Genomic DNA, 15,959 nt, shown 5'->3' on the forward strand with positions numbered 1-15,959 from the left:
CGGTGTGACTCCGTGGCGTTCTCGCCTTCCTGCGCGGTGCGCTGACCGAGCGGTCCCGTTCTCCGGTGCCTCCCCCCGCCAAGACGCGAAGGAGCCACCCTCATGGACACCGAGCGTGTAGTCCGCACGTTCATCGAGTACTTCGAAGAGCGCGGTCATCGCCGGATCACCGGCTCGACCCTCCTGCCACCACCCGGTGACCCGGTGCTGTTCACCACCTCCGGCATGCATCCGCTCACTCCGTATCTGGAGGGGCGCCCTCATCCACTGGGCAGACGGCTGGTCAACGTGCAGCGCTGTCTGCGCACCACGGACCTGGAGGAGGTCGGCGACACCACCCATCTGACCGTGTTCGAGATGCTCGGCACCTGGTCGCTCGGCGACTACGAGGGGCCACGGAGTCTCGACTGGGGGTACGGGCTGCTCACCGAGGGGCTGGGGATCGACCCGGGCCTGCTGCATGCCACCGTCTTCGGCGGCGACGAACAGGTCGGCCCGGACACCGATTCCCTGCGGGTGTGGCAGGAGCGCGGTGTTCCCGTCGAGCTCACGGTGGAGGACAACTGGTGGTCCAACGGCCCGGTCGGCCCGTGCGGGCCCGACTCGGAGATCTTCCTGTGGACCGGCGACACCCCGCCCCGGTCGACGCCCACGCGCGACGACCGCTGGGTCGAGGTGTGGAACCACGTGATGATGCGCCATCGCCGGCTGGAGGACGGGTCCCTCGTGCCGCTGCCCCAGCGCAACATCGACACCGGGCTGGGCGTGGAGCGGCTGGCCTCGCTGCTCCAGGGCAGGTCCTCGGTGTTCGAGTGTGATGTCTTCGACCCCTGGCGCCGTCTCGTAACGCCTCTGTGGCCCCTGGACGAACCATCGCTGCGCCTCGTCTACGACCATCTGCGCTCGGCCGTCGTGGTCATCGGCGACGGGATCCGCCCGGCCAACACCGGGCGGGGCTACGTCCTGCGCCGCCTGGTGCGCAGGGTGCTCACGGTGCTGTGGCGGGACGATCCGTCGCGCAGTCTCCACGATCTGCCGGACGGGCTGCTCACGCACACCCTCGACCACTTCCGGCAGGACATGGAATCCGCCGGCGTACGCCGTCTGCTGCTCGACGAGGAGCGCCGGTTCCGGCGGCTCCTGGAGCGCGGGCGGCAGGTGCTCGCCCGGCACCGCTTCCACGGCCCGCTCACGGACGAGGACTTCCACTACCTCCACGACACTCACGGACTGCCCCGCGATCTGGTCATGAGCCTGCGACAGGACTGACGGCGGGCGTGGCGCGGCCGGAGATGCGCGGGGCCATGGCGACGACCGCGCCCCGCCCGCTCCGGCGCGCCGTGCGGGCGGGAGCGGGCGGGGCACGGCCATGTGCCGTGCGTGCTACGACAGTTGCGACTGGACCTGGGCCGAGATCAGCTCCAGGTGGTCCAGGTCGTCGAGGTCGAGGACCTGCAGGTAGATCCGCCGGGAGCCGATCTCGGCATACCGGCCGATCTTGTCGACGACCTCCGCCGGGGAACCGGCGAGGCCATTGGCCTTCAGCTCGTCCACCTCACGGCCGATCGCGGCGGCGCGCCGGGCGACCTCCTGGTCGTCCCGGCCGACGCAGACGACGAGCGCATTGGAGTACGTCAGCGCGTCCGCGCCGCGGCCGGCCTCCTCGGCGGCCGCACGCACCCGACCGAACTGCCGCTGGCTGTCCTCGACGGAGGCGAACGGGATGTTGAACTCGTCGGCGTACCGGGCGGCCAGCCGTGGTGTGCGGGTCGCGCCGTGGCCGCCGATGAGCACCGGGATCTTCTGCTGAGCCGGCTTGGGCAGGGCGGGGGACTCGGTCAGGTCGTAGTAGGCGCCGTGGAAGTCGAAGGTCTTGCCGACCTCGGTCGCCCACAGCCCGGTGACGATCGCGAGCTGCTCGTCCAGCCGCGCGAACTTCTCCTTCGGGAACGGGATGCCGTACGCCTTGTGCTCCTCCTCGAACCAGCCCGCGCCGAGGCCCAGCTCCACCCGGCCGCCGGACATCTGGTCGACCTGGGCGACCTGAATGGCGAGCACGCCGGGCAGCCGAAACGTTCCGGCCGTCATCAGCGTGCCGAGGCGGATCCGCTTGGTCTCGCGGGCCAGGCCGGCCAGCGTGATCCAGGCGTCCGTGGGCCCGGGCAGACCGTCGGAGCCACCCATGCGGAGGTAGTGGTCGGAGCGGAAGAAGGCGTCGAAACCAAGATCCTCGGTGGCCTTCGCCACGGTGAGCAAGGTGTCGTAGGTGGCCCCCTGCTGGGGCTCGGTGAAGATTCGAAGGTCCATACATCTATCCTGCACGCCGGCCACCCCGTCAACCTCGCCGGTACCTCCCGGCAGGGCCGTCCCCTGTCGGGTGAAAATCGCCTGCGGGGGCCCGGGGCTGAGGCGCGGAGCAGTGACCCACTCGGGTGATGATCGTTGGGACGTCGGAGCCGGACCGACCGGCACCCGCGCCGTACGGTGGCCGCCGTCGCGCGTCATCGCGCCGGCCCTGCGGGGCCGAGGCCGAGGAGGCCGTCATGTCCGAAGAGAGTGGCTCTGCCGGTCAGCCGAAGGGGCTGCTGGAGCAGATGGAAGAGCTGATGGCGGCGTTGAACGCGGATCTGTCGGAGTTGGCGGATCTGCACGGCGGTCAGAGCGGTGCGGAGGAGACCAAACTGGGCTGACCCGCCGTGTCGCCCTCGCCTACAGGGCTCCCGACGGGCTGTTCTGGTTGCCGTTCTCCTGCTCGTGTAATGCCTCCTCCCGTGCCGCCAGCTTGCGCAGCATCTCCAGGACGCGGTCGCGGGACTCGTCGGCCGCGTCGATGGCTTCCATGCACTGCCAGTACGTCGTCTCGTCGGCCGCGGTGCTGGCCATGCCGACCAGGGCTATGCCGACCTCGCCGAGCAGACCCCCGAGGCAGAGCAGGGTCTCGCGGGCGTCGTCCAGCTCGGTGAGCTGGGCGGCGCGCAGATCGCCCAGGCCTATCTCGGGCGGGTCCAGGACTCCGCAGCCCCGGCCGGCCAGCTCGGTCAGGCCGAGCGCCTCGCCGCGCAGCTCCGGCGGACCGGAGACGGCGAGCCTGCTGCCGATGGCCTGGGCCAGGGCCTGCGCCTGCCACACCTCGGCCATGATCTCGCCCGCGTCGGCGGCGCCCGCCAGGGCGCGCCTGCTCGTGAGGATCAGCCGTATCGCATCCATGCGTCGCCCCCGTCCTTCCGCGTGCTTCCCCGCACGCTTTGGCGAACTTCCCTGTCCACTACCCAGAGTGAGGGCGCGTGGGACGAAAAGCCAGAGGTGAGGGGAAATTTGTGGACAACAATTCGGATTCGGCAGGCGAATTGGATGCGGAGAGTGATAATGGAGTTCAGGATTCCGGCAATTGGCGGTCCGTCGCGTCCTCGGCGTTCCCGGCGTCCCCGGCGTCCCCGGCTCGCCGACCCTCCGCCCCGCCCTCCGGTCCCGGCGCGGGGAAGCGCTGTTCGTTGCGGTCGATCTTGGCGTCCAGAGCGGTCAGCGGGTCGATACCGAGGACGTCGCAGAACTGCAGGAGATAGGCGAGGACGTCGGCGACCTCGTCCGTGACGCGGTGCGCGGCGGCGGGGTCGGCCATCACTCGGGCCGACTCCTCCGGGGTCAACCACTGGAAGATCTCGACGAGTTCGGAGGCCTCCACCGAGAGGGCGGCGGCGAGGTTCTTGGGCGTGTGGTAGGGCTGCCAGTTCCGCGCTGCCGCGAACGCGGCGAGCCTGCGCTGGAGTCGGGCCAGGTCGAGAGGTTCCGTCACGCGTCCAGGTGTACCACTGAGACACCCTCGACCCCCGCGGCCCACGAGGCGTCGCTCACCGCGCCCACGCACCGGATGTGACCGCGCTCGCCCATCCGGGCCGCCGTGCGCAGCAGTTCCCGGCGCTGGCACGGGTCGAGGCCGCGGTCGAAACCGTCGGCGAGGACGGTGAGGGTACGCAGGGCGTCGGGCACCTCGCCCGGCGCGTCCAGGGCCAGGACACCGGGTCCGGTCAGCAGTACCAGCGTCAGCGCGAGATAGCGCAGTTCGCCGTCGCCGAGCCGGGCCAGTTCGGTGCGCAGGCCGTCGCCGCGGTCGAGCAGGGCCCGTACCGTGCCGCCCGGCAGCGGTTCGCCGACCAGATCGGTCACCGGGCCTGCGCAGCCCGCGTGCAGCGCCTCGACCAGCAGTCCGTGCCGGCGGGCACACTCCGCACGGGTGCGCCACAGCACGTCGGCGAGGTTGTCGCAGCCGGGCAGCAGCCGACCGGAACCGATGGGGACGGGCGTGCGCATGCACTCGGGGCGGGGGTCGCAGGGGAAGACCGAGCGCAGCGCGACCACCATCTGCTCGGCCGCTGCCAGCACATGGCGCTGCCCGTCCGTCTTGCCCGCCACGCGCAGCGGCAGCAGCGCGGTGCCGAGGCGGTCGTCGGGGAGCGGGGCGCGGGTCACCGGGGCGGAGCCCGCGGTGTGCCAGGCGGCCTGCACGGTCCGGCGCCCGGGGTCGCGCAGCGCGGTCTCCAGCAGGACGACCCCGCCCGCGGTCAGCCGCTCCCCCACGATCCTGAAGTCGGGCTCGGCCTGTACGGCGATGTCGAGCCGTACCGGTCCCCCGGCGCCGTCGGCCGTACACCCGATCCGGAAGCCCCGCCGGCCGCCGGCGTCGGGGCGCGCCCGCAGCGGCACACAGGCGACCGGGTCCGGGAACGCCTCGTGGAGCGAGGCTCCGCCGCCGAGCCGGGCGAGCGCCTCGTACGCCGCGAGCGCGGTCGTCTTCCCCGCGCCGCTGCGCCCCGCGAACAAGGTGACGGGCCCCAGCGGAAACCCGGCCCGCCGATGCCCTGCGAAGGCCGACAGTCGCAGCTCGGTGATCCGGGCCCGTACGTCGAGGGGGCCGCGGGACTGCGCGGGGACGGTCGGGGCGGACACGTCGGCCGCGGGAGGCTCAGCGGACACGGAAGGCACGGCCATGTCCGGACGGTAGGACTCCGTCCACCCGACGAACCGTTTTCGCGCCGGGCCCTTCCTACGATCGGGTGGTCGGGCGGGCACCGACAAGGCCGGGAGCACCCGGTCGAGTGACGGCGGACGACCGAGGACCCGGCAGGGCGGCCGGACACGACTCCCCCGCGCACGCCACCGCACGGCTGCCGCTGCCGCCGGATCACACCGGCCGCTCACCGGCCGACCGCAGCGGCACCCGCCGGCCACGGGCAACCGACCGCGCGGCCTGGGAAGCCCAAGCCACCCGCTCACCCCGAGTACGACGGGCGCGGCCACCACAGGCACTCACGCCGGACCGCCCGAGGCCTCCACTCAGCCCGACGACGCCCGCACCGCCTCGCTCCGCCCGGAGCCCCCGGTTCAACCCCCGGAGGCGCCCGCGTCCTCCATCAGCCCGCTGACCTCGGTGCCGGGCGGGGTGAGAAGGAACACATTGCGGTCGACACGGTGCATCCCGCTGCCCAGGCCGAAGACCACGCCCGTGCTGAAGTCGAGGACGCGCTTGGCGACTTCGGTCTCCGCACCGGACAGGTCGAGCAGGACCGGCGCGCCGGCCATCAGGGTCTCGGCGACCTCGCGGGCGTCCGCGAAGACGTTGACCCGCAGGACCACGAACCGGCGCCGGGTCTCCGTCTCGGCATCCGGCAGCGAGCGGTGGTTCACCGCGGACGGCCAGGCGTCGCGGCCCCGCAACGGCACGACCTGGGCGAGCCCTTCCCACTGTTCATCGGTGACGTCGTAACGGTTCACCGGCTCCCCCCGACCTGACTCGCACTCCATGCCTGCACCAGCCAATTCTTACGCCAAGTCACCCGTTCGGCCCAACAGCGACACACTGTGCGACCGATCCGGCGCCGAGCCGTCCGCAGTGACTTGCGGCACATGTGTGAATAAAGCCTGCTTCTCGCCCTCCCCGATGCCGTTCTCTTCACCCTCCGGCCATGAGCCGGTCATCCGCCGCCGGTAGCGTCCGGTGCCGTGCACTTGGCAGAAACACAGCAGGTGACACCCGGCCGGCGGACGCAGTCGGCGGTGTCCGCCGTCTCGGTCGCCCGGGCCGGGGTTCACGGGGCTCCCGCGCAATGGCATCGCGTACTGACACTGCTCGCCGATGTGAGCCTGTTCATCGGCACACGCACGGTGTGGGCGCAGGCGGCCACACACCGTCTGGCCCTCGCGGCGGTCATCTCCGTCTGCTACGCCTCGATCCTGGTGACCGGCGTGCTCACGCTGACGGTCCGCCGGGCGCGCTCGCTGGCCCGGCTGGACGTGATCGTGCTCGTGACCGCGATCGCGCTCACCCTGTGCACCTGGGCGCTGAACCACACGGGCGGCGACGAGGCGGTGCTGACCACGCAGGCCGCGAAGGAGATGGTCCACGGGCACCAGGTGTACGACCACGCCTGGCCGTGGCTCTTCCGCATCAAGGGCGTCGCACTGACGGCGACGACCACCGGCGGCTACGACTTCACCTACGGCTATCCCCCGCTGACGCCGCTGCTCACCGCGCCCTTCCTGTGGCTCGGCCACGACGGCGCCCCGGCGACGGCGGCGGTGACGGTCGTACTGATCATCGGCACGATCGTCCTGTGGCGGCTGCTGCCGGGGCCGTGGCGCTCCGCGGCCACGATGCTCTGCCTGGGCTTCAGTTTTCTGCCGATGTACGCACGACAGGGCTATCCGGCGATCGTCGGCCTGGTCCTGCTGGTGCCGGTGGTGGTGCGCTGGACGCGGTTCGGGGCCGGGGGCCGGCTGGGCGCCGCCGGGATCGCGCGGGCCGCGTGCCTCGGCGCGGCGTGCGCGGCGCAGCAACTGCCGTGGTTCGTCACACCGTTCCTGCTGGCCGGTATCTACGCCGTGCGCCGCGGCGAGCTGGGCGGGCGCGAGGCCACGCGAGTGGTGCTGCGGATCGCCGGGATCGCGGTCCTCACCTGGCTGCTGATCAACGCCTACTTCATGGTGAGCGAGCCCGGTCCGTGGCTGGAGGGCATCGCGCTGCCGCTGACGCAGGGCGCGGTACTGCACGGCCAGGGCCTGGTGGGCATCTCGCTGTACTTCACCAACGGCAGTGACCGGCTCGACTGGTACGGCCACGCGAGCATGCTGCTCGCCGCGGCCCTGCTGGCGCTGTTCATGCTGTTCGTACGGCGGCTGGGTCCGGCCGCGACCGTACTGCCCTGGTGCGCCTTCTACCTGGCGACCCGGTCCCAGGACGGTTACTACCTGATGATGACGCCGCTGTGGCTGGCGGCGGCGATCACCGTGCCCCTGTCAGAGTTCTCCCAGGCGTGGCAGCCGCGGCCCCGCCGGCTCACGGAGCGGCACCGCCGGCCTGCCCTGGTCGGGGCCGTGGTGCTGCTGGTGCTGCCCGCGCTGGTGAGTGCGACCCTCGCTGTGACGGGCAGACCGCCGCTGTCGATGGACATCACGGCGGTCCGGCACCCCTCGCCGGGCACGGTCTCCACGATGACCCTGAAGGTGACCAACACGGGCGACTCCGCGCTCACCCCGTACTACATGATCACCACCGGTCAGGGCATGGACCGGTACTGGTCCCAGGTGCACGGCCCGGCCACGATCCCCGCGCACACCACGGCGGCCGTCGAACTCCGTGCGCCGTCCGGCAAGTTCACGGTGCCGACGCAGCAGGGCACCCGTATGCGGCTGCGCGCGTTCACGGCGACCCCGCAGACGCTGTCCACGCGGGATGTGAAGCGGGCCGAGCTCGACGGCAAGGGCTGACGTCAGGCTTTCGCACGGGTGAAGCGCAGCCCGGCCGTCACGGTGGTCAAGCCGCGCATCATGCCCAGCTGGTTCCAGCCCATGCCGAACTGCTCGCGGTCCACGCTGAACTCGGCCTCCAGCGTGAGCACGTCGGCGCTCGCGCCGGTCAGGCGTGCGGTGAGGGTCACCGGCCTGCTGATGCCGCGGACGGTCAGCTGACCGGTGACACGGACACCGTCGCCGTCGAGGAGGTCGGCGCCGCGCACGGCGAAGGTGATCTCCGGGTGGTTGTCGGCGTCGAAGAAGTCGGCCGAGCGCAGGTGGGTGTCCCGCTTGGCGTGCTTCGTGTCCAGGGAGGCGGCGTCCAGGGTCACCGTTCCGGCGGCCGAGCCGTCGGGCCTGACCTCGCCCGTGCCCGCGACGGCGGTGAACGTGCCCTTCACGGTGACCAGGCCCCACATGGTCTTGTGCCGCAGCCCCACGGTGGACGCGGTCGGGTCGAGCTGCCAGGTGCCTGTTTCCACGGCGGCTGTCATGGTCGTACTCCCAGATCGAGTGATTCAAATTTGGATGACTTTATCCGGGCGCCACGCTAGCCCCTCATCCAAATTTGGACAACACACTCATCCAAACTTGAACAATCATCTCGTCCAAATTTGGACCACAGGTAGACTCGACCCATGCCCGCACCCGACGCGCACCCCGCCGACCAGTTCGTCTGTCCCGCCACAGGCAGCGGACTGCTGCCCGCCGAGCTGCGCGCATGGATGATCCTGCTGGCCGCGACGGGGGCCGTGGAGCAGCGGCTGCGCTCGGCGGTGAAGGAGACCCTCGACGTCTCCCACGACGAGTTCCTGATCCTGTGCCTGCTGGCGGAACAGCCCCGTACCGGGCTGCGCATGACCCAGGTCGCCGACCTCCTCGGCCGCCCCAAGACCCGGCTCACCTACCAGATCGCCTGCCTCCACAGGTCCGGTCTCGTCACCCGCACCTCCGTGTGCGGCGACAAGCGCGGCGTGCAGGTCGCCCTCACCGACAAAGCGCGCGAGCTGCTGGGCGAGACCTCCGCCCTGCTCGCCGGAACCGTCCGGCAGGCACTCGCCGACTCGATGGGCGACGAACAGCGCGCCGCCGTGTCCGCGCTGCTGCCGGACCTGGAGACCGGGCCCGCCGACGACCGGCCGGACCGGGAAACAGGGCCGTCCGGCGACTGAGCGGCGCAGATCACAAGCGCAAGTGGAGAAACCTCACAGGCGATTGTCATGACCGGCTTAAGCGGCCTGGCCTAGCATCCGAGCCATGACGGTCCTGCCTGACGACGGGCTCCCACTGGCCGCCGAGTTCCCTGACACGACGCACGAGCAGTGGCAACGCCTGGTCGAGGGTGTGCTGCGCAAGTCGGGCAAGGAAGTCTCGGGCTCGGCAGCTGAGGACGCCCTGTCCACGACGCTGGAGGACGGGCTGCGCACCCGGCCCCTCTACACAGCACGCGACGACGCGCCCGACCCCGGCCTGCCCGGCTTCGCCCCGTATGTGCGCGGCAGCCGCCCCGAGGGCAACACCGCGGGCGGCTGGGACGTACGGCAGCGGCACACCGCCCTCGCCGACGGCGCCGCGCTGGCCGACCTGGAGAACGGCGGCACCTCGCTGTGGCTCGTGCTGGGCGAGGGCGGCTTCCCGGTCGAGGGGCTCGGCCGGGCGCTGGAGGGCGTCTATCTCGACCTGGCGCCGGTCGTCCTGGACGCGGGCCGGGACACCGAGCGGGCCGCCGAGGCGCTGCTGCGGCTGTACGCCGACAAGGGCGTGGACGCCACGGCCGTACGCGGCAATCTGGGCGGCGACCCGCTGGGGTACGAGGCCCGTACCGGCACCGCCCTGGACTTCGCGCCGTACGCCGCGCTGGCCGCGCGCTGCGCCGAGCGATACCCGGGCCTGCGCGCCCTCACCGTCGACGCGCTGCCGTACCACGAGGCGGGCGGCTCGGCCGCGCAGGAGCTGGGCGCCTCGCTCGCCACCGGTGTGGCCTGTCTGCGCGAGCTGACCGAGGCGGGGCTGAGCGTCGAACAGGCCACCGGGCAGCTGGAGTTCCGTTACGCGGCCACCGCCGACCAGTTCCTGACCGTCGCCAAGCTGCGCGCCGCGCGCCGGCTGTGGGCCCGGGTCGCCGAGGTCTCAGGGGCCCCGGGTGCGCAGGTGCAGCACGCGGTGACCTCGCCGGTGATGATGAGCCGCCGCGACCCGTGGGTGAACATGCTCCGCACGACCGTCGCCACGCTCGCCGCCGGGGTCGGCGGCGCCGACTCCGTCACCGTGCTGCCGTTCGACCACGCGCTGGGCCTGCCCGACGCGTTCGCCCGCCGGATCGCCCGCAACACCTCCACGATCCTCATCGAGGAGTCCCACCTGGCCCGGGTCATCGACCCGGCGGGCGGCTCCTGGTACGTCGAGCGGCTCACCGACGAACTCGCCCGGGCCGCCTGGGAGTTCTTCCGGTCCATCGAGCGCGACGGCGGCCAGGCCGCCGTACTGCGCTCGGGCCGGCTGCGCACCGACCTCGCGACGACCTGGGCGGAGCGCTCCAAGAAGCTCGCCAAGAGGCGTGAACCCATCACCGGCGTCAGCGAGTTCCCGCTGCTCGCCGAGAAGCCGGTGGAGCGCGAGCCCGCGCCCGAGCCGCCGTCCGGCGGCCTGCCCCGGGTGCGCCGCGACGAGGCGTACGAGGAGCTGCGCGCCCGCTCCGACGCCCACCTCGCGGCGACCGGCTCCCGCCCCCGGATCTTCCTCGCCACGCTGGGCTCGGCCGCCGAGTACACCGCGCGCGCCACGTTCGCCGCCAACCTCTTCCAGGCGGGCGGCATCGAGCCGGTCACCGAGGGCGGCTTCGAGGCGAGCGGTGCCACCGAGGCCGTGCTGTGTTCCAGCGACGCCCTCTACGCCGAACAGGCCGAGCAGACCGCCGAGTCCCTGCGCGCGGCGGGCGCCCGCCATGTGTTCCTCGCGGGCCGGGGCGACCACGCCGGCATCGACTCGTATGTCTTCGCGGGCTGCGACGCCATCGACGTCCTGTCCGCGACCCTCGACCGCATGGGAGTGTCCTGATGGGAATCCCCGACTTCTCCGGCATCGAGCTGGGGACGCCGGCCGCCGACGGCAGTGCCGAGGAATGGCGGGCGGCCGTCGAGCGGGCGACCGGGAGCGAAGAGCCGCTGTGGGAGACCCCGGAGGGCATCGGGGTCAAGCCGCTGTACACCGGCCGTGATCTGGAGGGCCTGGACTTCCTGGGCACCTACCCGGGCATCGCGCCGTATCTGCGCGGGCCCTACCCGACGATGTACGTCAACCAGCCCTGGACCATCCGCCAGTACGCGGGCTTCTCCACCGCCGAGGAGTCCAACGCGTTCTACCGGCGCAACCTGGCGGCCGGCCAGAAGGGCCTGTCGGTCGCCTTCGACCTGCCCACGCACCGGGGCTACGACAGCGACCACCCGCGCGTGACCGGTGACGTCGGCATGGCGGGCGTGGCCATCGACTCGATCTACGACATGCGGCAGCTGTTCGACGGCATCCCGCTGGACAAGATGACCGTGTCGATGACGATGAACGGCGCCGTGCTGCCGGTGCTCGCGCTGTACATCGTGGCGGCGGAGGAGCAGGGCGTACCGCCCGAGAAGCTGGCCGGAACCATTCAGAACGACATTCTGAAGGAGTTCATGGTCCGCAACACCTACATCTATCCGCCGAAGCCGTCGATGCGGATCATCTCCGACATCTTCGCCTTCACCTCGCAGCGGATGCCCCGCTACAACTCGATCTCCATCTCCGGCTACCACATCCAGGAGGCCGGCGCGACGGCCGACCTGGAGCTGGCGTACACGCTCGCGGACGGCGTCGAGTACATCCGGGCGGGCCGGGAGGCGGGTCTGGACGTGGACGCGTTCGCGCCCCGCCTGTCCTTCTTCTGGGCGATCGGCATGAACTTCTTCATGGAGATCGCCAAGATGCGGGCGGCCCGGCTCCTGTGGGCCAAGCTGGTCTCGCAGTTCGAGCCGAGGAACACCAAGTCCCTTTCCCTGCGCACCCATTCGCAGACCTCGGGCTGGTCGCTGACCGCACAGGACGTGTTCAACAACGTCACGCGTACGGCCGTGGAGGCGATGGCCGCGACCCAGGGCCACACCCAGTCGCTGCACACCAACGCCCTGGACGAGGCGCTCGCCCTGCCGACCGACTTCTCCGCGCGCATCGCCCGCAACACCCAGCTGCTCATCCAGCAGGAGTCGGGCACCACCCGGGTCATCGACCCGTGGGGCGGCAGCGCCTACGTGGAAAAGCTGACGTACGACCTCGCCCGCAAGGCCTGGCAGCACATCCAGGAGGTCGAGCAGGCGGGCGGCATGGCGCAGGCCATCGACGCCGGCATCCCGAAGCTGCGCGTGGAGGAGGCCGCGGCCCGCACCCAGGCGCGCATCGACTCCGGCCGGCAGCCGGTGATCGGCGTCAACAAGTACCGCGTGGACAGCGACGAGCAGATCGAGGTCCTCAAGGTCGACAACTCGGCCGTACGCGCGCAGCAGATCGAGAAGCTGCGGCGGCTGCGGGCGGAGCGGGACGAGCAGGCCTGCCGGGACGCCCTGGACGCGCTCACGCGGGCGGCCGACGGCAAGGAGAACCTGCTGGAGCTGGCCGTCCACGCGGCCCGCGCCAAGGCGACCGTCGGCGAGATCTCGGACGCCCTGGAGAAGGTGTACGGCCGGCACGCGAGCCAGATCCGTACGATTTCCGGCGTGTACCGCAACGAAGCAGGCCAGTCCCCGAACGTGGACCGCACCCGTGCCCTGGTGGACGCCTTCGAGGAGGCCGAGGGGCGCCGCCCGCGCATCCTGGTCGCCAAGATGGGCCAGGACGGCCACGACCGCGGCCAGAAGGTGATCGCGACCGCCTTCGCCGACCTCGGCTTCGACGTCGACGTCGGCCCGCTGTTCCAGACGCCCGAGGAGGTCGCCCGGCAGGCGGTCGAGGCGGACGTGCACGTGGTCGGGGTCTCCTCGCTGGCCGCCGGTCACCTGACCCTCGTCCCGGCGCTGCGCGAGAAGCTGGCCGAGGAGGGCCGCGAGGACATCATGGTCGTGGTCGGCGGGGTGATCCCGCCGCAGGACGTGCCGACGCTTCTGGAGATGGGCGCCGCGGCCGTGTTCGGGCCCGGGACGGTGATCCCGGACGCGGCGTACGACCTGGTGAAGCGGCTGTCGGCCGACCTCGGCCACGAGCTGTAGGGCGCCGATGGCAGCGATCGATCTCGACGCCTATGTGAAGGGTGTGCTCGACGGAAAGCGGGCGATCGTGGCCCGCGCGATCACGCTCGTCGAGTCCACCCGCCCGCAACACCGGGCGCTGGCACAGGAGTTGCTGACGCAGCTGCTTCCGCACAGTGGACGGGCTCGGCGCATCGGCGTGAGCGGGGTACCGGGTGTCGGCAAGTCGACGTTCATCGACGCGTTCGGCACGCTGCTGACCTCGCTGGGTTACCGGGTCGCCGTCCTCGCGGTCGACCCGTCCTCGACCCGCACCGGTGGCTCCATCCTGGGCGACAAGACGAGGATGGAGCGGCTGGCGGTGGACCCGGCGGCGTTCGTCCGCCCCTCCCCCAGCGCGGGCACGCTGGGCGGGGTCGCGAAGGCGACGCGCGAGTCGATGGTGGTCATGGAGGCGGCGGGCTACGACGTGATCCTCGTGGAGACCGTCGGCGTGGGCCAGTCGGAGACCGCGGTGGCCGACATGGTCGACTCCTTCCTCCTGTTGACCCTGGCCCGCACCGGCGACCAGCTGCAGGGCATCAAGAAGGGGGTCCTGGAGCTGGCCGACGTGATCGCCGTCAACAAGGCGGACGGTCCGCACGAGCGGGACGCGAAGGCCGCCGCCCGCGAACTGGCGGGCGCGCTGCGGCTGATGCACGGCAAGGACGCGTTCTGGACTCCGCCGGTGCTCAGTTGCAGCGCCCGGGACTCGACCGGCCTGGAACTGGTCTGGGAGCGCCTCGAACAGCACCGTGCGCTGCTCGACTCCGCCGGCCGGCTGACCGCCAAGCGGCGCGATCAGCAGGTGGGCTGGACCTGGGCGATGGTCCGCGACGAACTCCTCGACCGGCTGCATGCCGACCCGGCGGTACGCGAGGCCGCCCCTGACTTGGAACGGCAGGTCAGGGAGGGCCAGTTGACCGCGACGCTGGCCGCGGAACGCATCCTGGCGGCGTTCGAGGGGCGTACGGCGCCTCCGGCCGGGGCCTGAGCCGACCCGCCGCACCGTCGGACGCGGCGGGCCGTGTCTCTCCGCTACCGCAGCGCCTAGGTCAGCCAGGACCGGTAGCGGCGCAGGGCGCGGCGCCGCACGAGGTGGTCGCAGGCGAGGGCGCGGGCCGGGCGGGTGGCCGGTGCCGGTTCGGCTCCGCGGGCCGGACGGCGCATCCGGTGGCGGACCTGGGCCACGCCGGCCGCCGCGGGGAGGGTCTTGTCCGACCAGGTCCCCGGCCGCAACCGGGCGTCCGCCTCACGACCTCGCGCCAGCGGGCGGGGAGGGCGGGGGCGACCACGAGGTCGGTGCCCATGCCGAGGAGCGCGACACCGCCGACAAGCACCTTCTCGCCGGTCTCGCGCCGGCTGATCCCGCCCGTCAGCATCAGTGGGAGCGGGCCGACGGCGACCAGGTCCGTCGGCATCCCCTGGGGCGTGGCCGTGGCCCACCACCTCCAGCACGAGGAGAGGTCCACGGACCTACCGCCGCCTGCCACTTGAACACACCGACTACGGTGCGCGCGGCGCTGGACGGTCCGAGAGCGTCACGAGTGTCACTTCAGTGTCGAGGCATCGCCCGCAACACCCACACCGACCGAGTCGCGGAACGCGGCAGCGTGGAGGACGTCGCGTACCTGTTGGTGCGTTGCCTGCGGGCCGAGGGAGTGGAGTACGTCTTCGGGATTCCCGGCCCCTTTGCCAAGGGCATGGGCATCGCCGCCCCGCAGATCGGCATCGCCCGCGCTGCCGCTGTAGTTCTGCCACCCGACGACGCTCCAGCCGTCATCCTGCTCAACCCCCGGATCACCGACTGTTCCGAGGAGACGGACGAGCAGTACGAGGGCTGCCTCAGCTTCTTCGACGTCCGCGGCCTGGTCCCGCGCCCGCTGACGATCACGGTCGAGGCCGCCACCCCGACAGGCGAAACTACGACCACCATCTACGAACGCGGCATCGCCCGCCTCATCCACCACGAAATCGACCGCCTCGACGGCCTGCTGTACACCGCCCGCATGCGAACGGGCGTGGAGCCGATCCCTGTGGAGGAGCACCGACGGACTGGACGAGCTTGGGCATACGAGTGACGAGGACAGTCAGCTTGGGAACAGCTTCGGTACTTCCGGAGCGGCCGGCTTCTCCCTCTCCGCGGAGGCATCCTGCCGAACGCGACGGGGACGAACACATCGTGGACGAACTGTTCCCCCGCAGAGCACGGCCCGCGCCTGCACGACGTCGCGGCCCGCCCCGGACGCTACGCGCAGCAGTACGACGGAGCGGCGGTCTGGGACGGCGGCGTGCTGATAGCGACAGTCACTCCTTGCCGCGGACCACCGCGACGGAGCAGTGCGCGTGATGCAGCAGGGCCTGGCTGACCGAGCCGAGCAGCAGGCCGGTGAAGCCACCGCGGCCGCGTGCACCGGCCACGACCAGTTGCGCGTCATGACTCGCTTCGATCAGGGCCGGGCGGATCCGGGAACGCACCAGGCGCCGCTCCACAGCAACCTGGGCATAGCGCGTCTGCCACGGAGACAGGGTCTCGTCCAGCAGCCGCTGCTCCTCCTCACGGAGCCGGTCGATGTCGACCACCATGTTCAGCGGGTCGCCCGGCCCCTCGTAGGCTCGTTCGCTCCAGGTGTTCCACACGTGCAGGGCCAGCAGGTCCGCACCGCGCATCTTCGCTTCGGCGAAGGCGAACTCGACAGCGCGTTCGCCCGCCGGTGCGCCGTCCACCGCCAGCAGCACGGGACCGGTCTGGTGCGGCCTGCCTCGTACCACCAGCACCGGGCAACGGCCATACGCGGCCAGATGCACTGCGGTGGAACCGAGGAGCAGGCTGCCGAACGCGCCCAGCCCGCGGCTGCCCACCACGACGAGCGAGGCGGTTCGCGACTCGATCTCCAGCACCATCAGCGGCTCGCCGACGGTGAC

15 protein-coding genes and 1 pseudogene are annotated in these 15,959 nt (G+C 71.6%); 8 read left to right on the forward strand and 8 right to left on the reverse strand.

The window, feature by feature from the left end; all coding sequences use genetic code 11:
- Positions 1–102: 102 nt before the first annotated feature.
- Entirely contained in the window at positions 103–1,269 is a 1,167-nt protein-coding gene (locus AV521_RS44320; protein WP_076097609.1) for an alanine--tRNA ligase-related protein, read from the forward strand.
- Between the two features lie 114 nt (positions 1,270–1,383).
- On the opposite strand, the gene AV521_RS44325 is transcribed toward AV521_RS44320, so the two are convergent.
- The gene (locus AV521_RS44325) at positions 1,384–2,307 is read right to left on the reverse strand and encodes an LLM class F420-dependent oxidoreductase (protein ID WP_076097610.1); all 924 of its coding nucleotides are present in this window, start codon (positions 2,305–2,307) and stop codon (positions 1,384–1,386) included.
- Between the two features lie 236 nt (positions 2,308–2,543).
- On the opposite strand from AV521_RS44325, the gene AV521_RS49925 reads away from it, so the two are divergent.
- On the forward strand, positions 2,544–2,690 hold the full coding sequence (locus tag AV521_RS49925) for a hypothetical protein (RefSeq protein WP_179023860.1): 147 nt from the start codon (positions 2,544–2,546) through the stop codon (positions 2,688–2,690).
- A 19-nt stretch (positions 2,691–2,709) separates the two neighbouring features.
- Here AV521_RS49925 and AV521_RS44330 read toward each other — a convergent pair whose 3' ends face one another.
- The 4 genes and pseudogenes from AV521_RS44330 to AV521_RS44345 all read right to left on the reverse strand — a co-directional run bounded on the left by AV521_RS44330 (position 2,710) and on the right by AV521_RS44345 (position 5,799).
- Entirely contained in the window at positions 2,710–3,207 is a 498-nt protein-coding gene (locus tag AV521_RS44330) for a DUF6099 family protein (RefSeq protein WP_179023862.1), read from the reverse strand.
- Positions 3,208–3,469: 262 nt separating this feature from the next.
- Positions 3,470–3,793, reverse strand: a pseudogene (locus AV521_RS44335) (nucleotide pyrophosphohydrolase); the annotation flags it as partial.
- On the reverse strand, positions 3,790–4,986 hold the full coding sequence (locus AV521_RS44340) for a biotin transporter BioY (RefSeq protein ID WP_076097611.1): 1,197 nt from the start codon (positions 4,984–4,986) through the stop codon (positions 3,790–3,792). The gene AV521_RS44340 and the pseudogene AV521_RS44335, both read right to left, overlap by 4 nt.
- A 393-nt stretch (positions 4,987–5,379) precedes the next feature.
- Positions 5,380–5,799, reverse strand: coding sequence for a cell division protein SepF (locus AV521_RS44345; RefSeq protein WP_076097612.1), 420 nt, complete (start codon positions 5,797–5,799; stop codon positions 5,380–5,382).
- A 198-nt stretch (positions 5,800–5,997) separates the two neighbouring features.
- Here AV521_RS44345 and AV521_RS44350 point away from each other — a divergent pair, with 198 nt between their 5' ends.
- The gene (locus AV521_RS44350) at positions 5,998–7,761 is read left to right on the forward strand and encodes a hypothetical protein (RefSeq protein ID WP_371917117.1); all 1,764 of its coding nucleotides are present in this window, start codon (positions 5,998–6,000) and stop codon (positions 7,759–7,761) included.
- A gap of 2 nt (positions 7,762–7,763) precedes the next feature.
- On the opposite strand, the gene AV521_RS44355 is transcribed toward AV521_RS44350, so the two are convergent.
- On the reverse strand, positions 7,764–8,279 hold the full coding sequence (locus tag AV521_RS44355; RefSeq protein ID WP_076097614.1) for a YceI family protein: 516 nt from the start codon (positions 8,277–8,279) through the stop codon (positions 7,764–7,766).
- A 144-nt stretch (positions 8,280–8,423) separates the two neighbouring features.
- On the opposite strand from AV521_RS44355, the gene AV521_RS44360 reads away from it, so the two are divergent.
- From AV521_RS44360 to meaB, 4 genes are all read left to right on the forward strand, one after another.
- Complete coding sequence (locus AV521_RS44360) at positions 8,424–8,957, forward strand: MarR family winged helix-turn-helix transcriptional regulator (protein ID WP_076097615.1); 534 nt, start codon at positions 8,424–8,426, stop codon at positions 8,955–8,957.
- A gap of 85 nt (positions 8,958–9,042) precedes the next feature.
- Entirely contained in the window at positions 9,043–10,842 is a 1,800-nt protein-coding gene (locus AV521_RS44365; protein ID WP_076097616.1) for a methylmalonyl-CoA mutase family protein, read from the forward strand.
- A complete protein-coding gene (gene scpA, locus AV521_RS44370; protein ID WP_076097617.1) occupies positions 10,842–13,016 on the forward strand; it encodes a methylmalonyl-CoA mutase in 2,175 nt (724 codons plus the stop codon). Before AV521_RS44365 ends, scpA begins: the two co-directional genes overlap by 1 nt.
- 7 nt (positions 13,017–13,023) lie before the next feature.
- On the forward strand, positions 13,024–14,028 hold the full coding sequence (gene meaB, locus AV521_RS44375; protein ID WP_076097618.1) for a methylmalonyl Co-A mutase-associated GTPase MeaB: 1,005 nt from the start codon (positions 13,024–13,026) through the stop codon (positions 14,026–14,028).
- Between the two features lie 56 nt (positions 14,029–14,084).
- Here the strand turns inward: meaB and AV521_RS49930 are convergent, their stop codons facing one another.
- Complete coding sequence (locus AV521_RS49930) at positions 14,085–14,273, reverse strand: hypothetical protein (protein ID WP_076097619.1); 189 nt, start codon at positions 14,271–14,273, stop codon at positions 14,085–14,087.
- Between the two features lie 308 nt (positions 14,274–14,581).
- Between AV521_RS49930 and AV521_RS44390 the strand changes: the two genes are divergently transcribed.
- Positions 14,582–15,115: a peptide deformylase gene (locus AV521_RS44390; RefSeq protein ID WP_256725983.1), complete on the forward strand. Its 534-nt coding sequence runs from the start codon at positions 14,582–14,584 to the stop codon at positions 15,113–15,115.
- A gap of 226 nt (positions 15,116–15,341) precedes the next feature.
- Here AV521_RS44390 and AV521_RS44395 read toward each other — a convergent pair.
- A partial coding sequence (locus tag AV521_RS44395; protein WP_076097621.1) for a universal stress protein occupies positions 15,342–15,959 on the reverse strand: 618 nt, incomplete at its 5' end.

It is taken from the genome of Streptomyces sp. IMTB 2501 (assembly GCF_001953885.1).
Taxonomy (GTDB): domain Bacteria; phylum Actinomycetota; class Actinomycetes; order Streptomycetales; family Streptomycetaceae; genus Streptomyces.

Coding starts and splice junctions, on each gene's coding strand:
- AV521_RS44360 (WP_076097615.1), top strand. CDS start 8,424: ATGCCCGCACCCGACGCGCACCCCGCCGACCAGTTCGTCTGTCCCGCC.
- AV521_RS44355 (WP_076097614.1), bottom strand. CDS start 8,279: ATGACAGCCGCCGTGGAAACAGGCACCTGGCAGCTCGACCCGACCGCG.
- AV521_RS44325 (WP_076097610.1), bottom strand. CDS start 2,307: ATGGACCTTCGAATCTTCACCGAGCCCCAGCAGGGGGCCACCTACGAC.
- AV521_RS49925 (WP_179023860.1), top strand. CDS start 2,544: ATGTCCGAAGAGAGTGGCTCTGCCGGTCAGCCGAAGGGGCTGCTGGAG.
- AV521_RS44340 (WP_076097611.1), bottom strand. CDS start 4,986: ATGGCCGTGCCTTCCGTGTCCGCTGAGCCTCCCGCGGCCGACGTGTCC.
- scpA (WP_076097617.1), top strand. CDS start 10,842: ATGGGAATCCCCGACTTCTCCGGCATCGAGCTGGGGACGCCGGCCGCC.
- AV521_RS44365 (WP_076097616.1), top strand. CDS start 9,043: ATGACGGTCCTGCCTGACGACGGGCTCCCACTGGCCGCCGAGTTCCCT.
- meaB (WP_076097618.1), top strand. CDS start 13,024: ATGGCAGCGATCGATCTCGACGCCTATGTGAAGGGTGTGCTCGACGGA.
- AV521_RS44320 (WP_076097609.1), top strand. CDS start 103: ATGGACACCGAGCGTGTAGTCCGCACGTTCATCGAGTACTTCGAAGAG.
- AV521_RS44330 (WP_179023862.1), bottom strand. CDS start 3,207: ATGGATGCGATACGGCTGATCCTCACGAGCAGGCGCGCCCTGGCGGGC.
- AV521_RS44345 (WP_076097612.1), bottom strand. CDS start 5,799: ATGGAGTGCGAGTCAGGTCGGGGGGAGCCGGTGAACCGTTACGACGTC.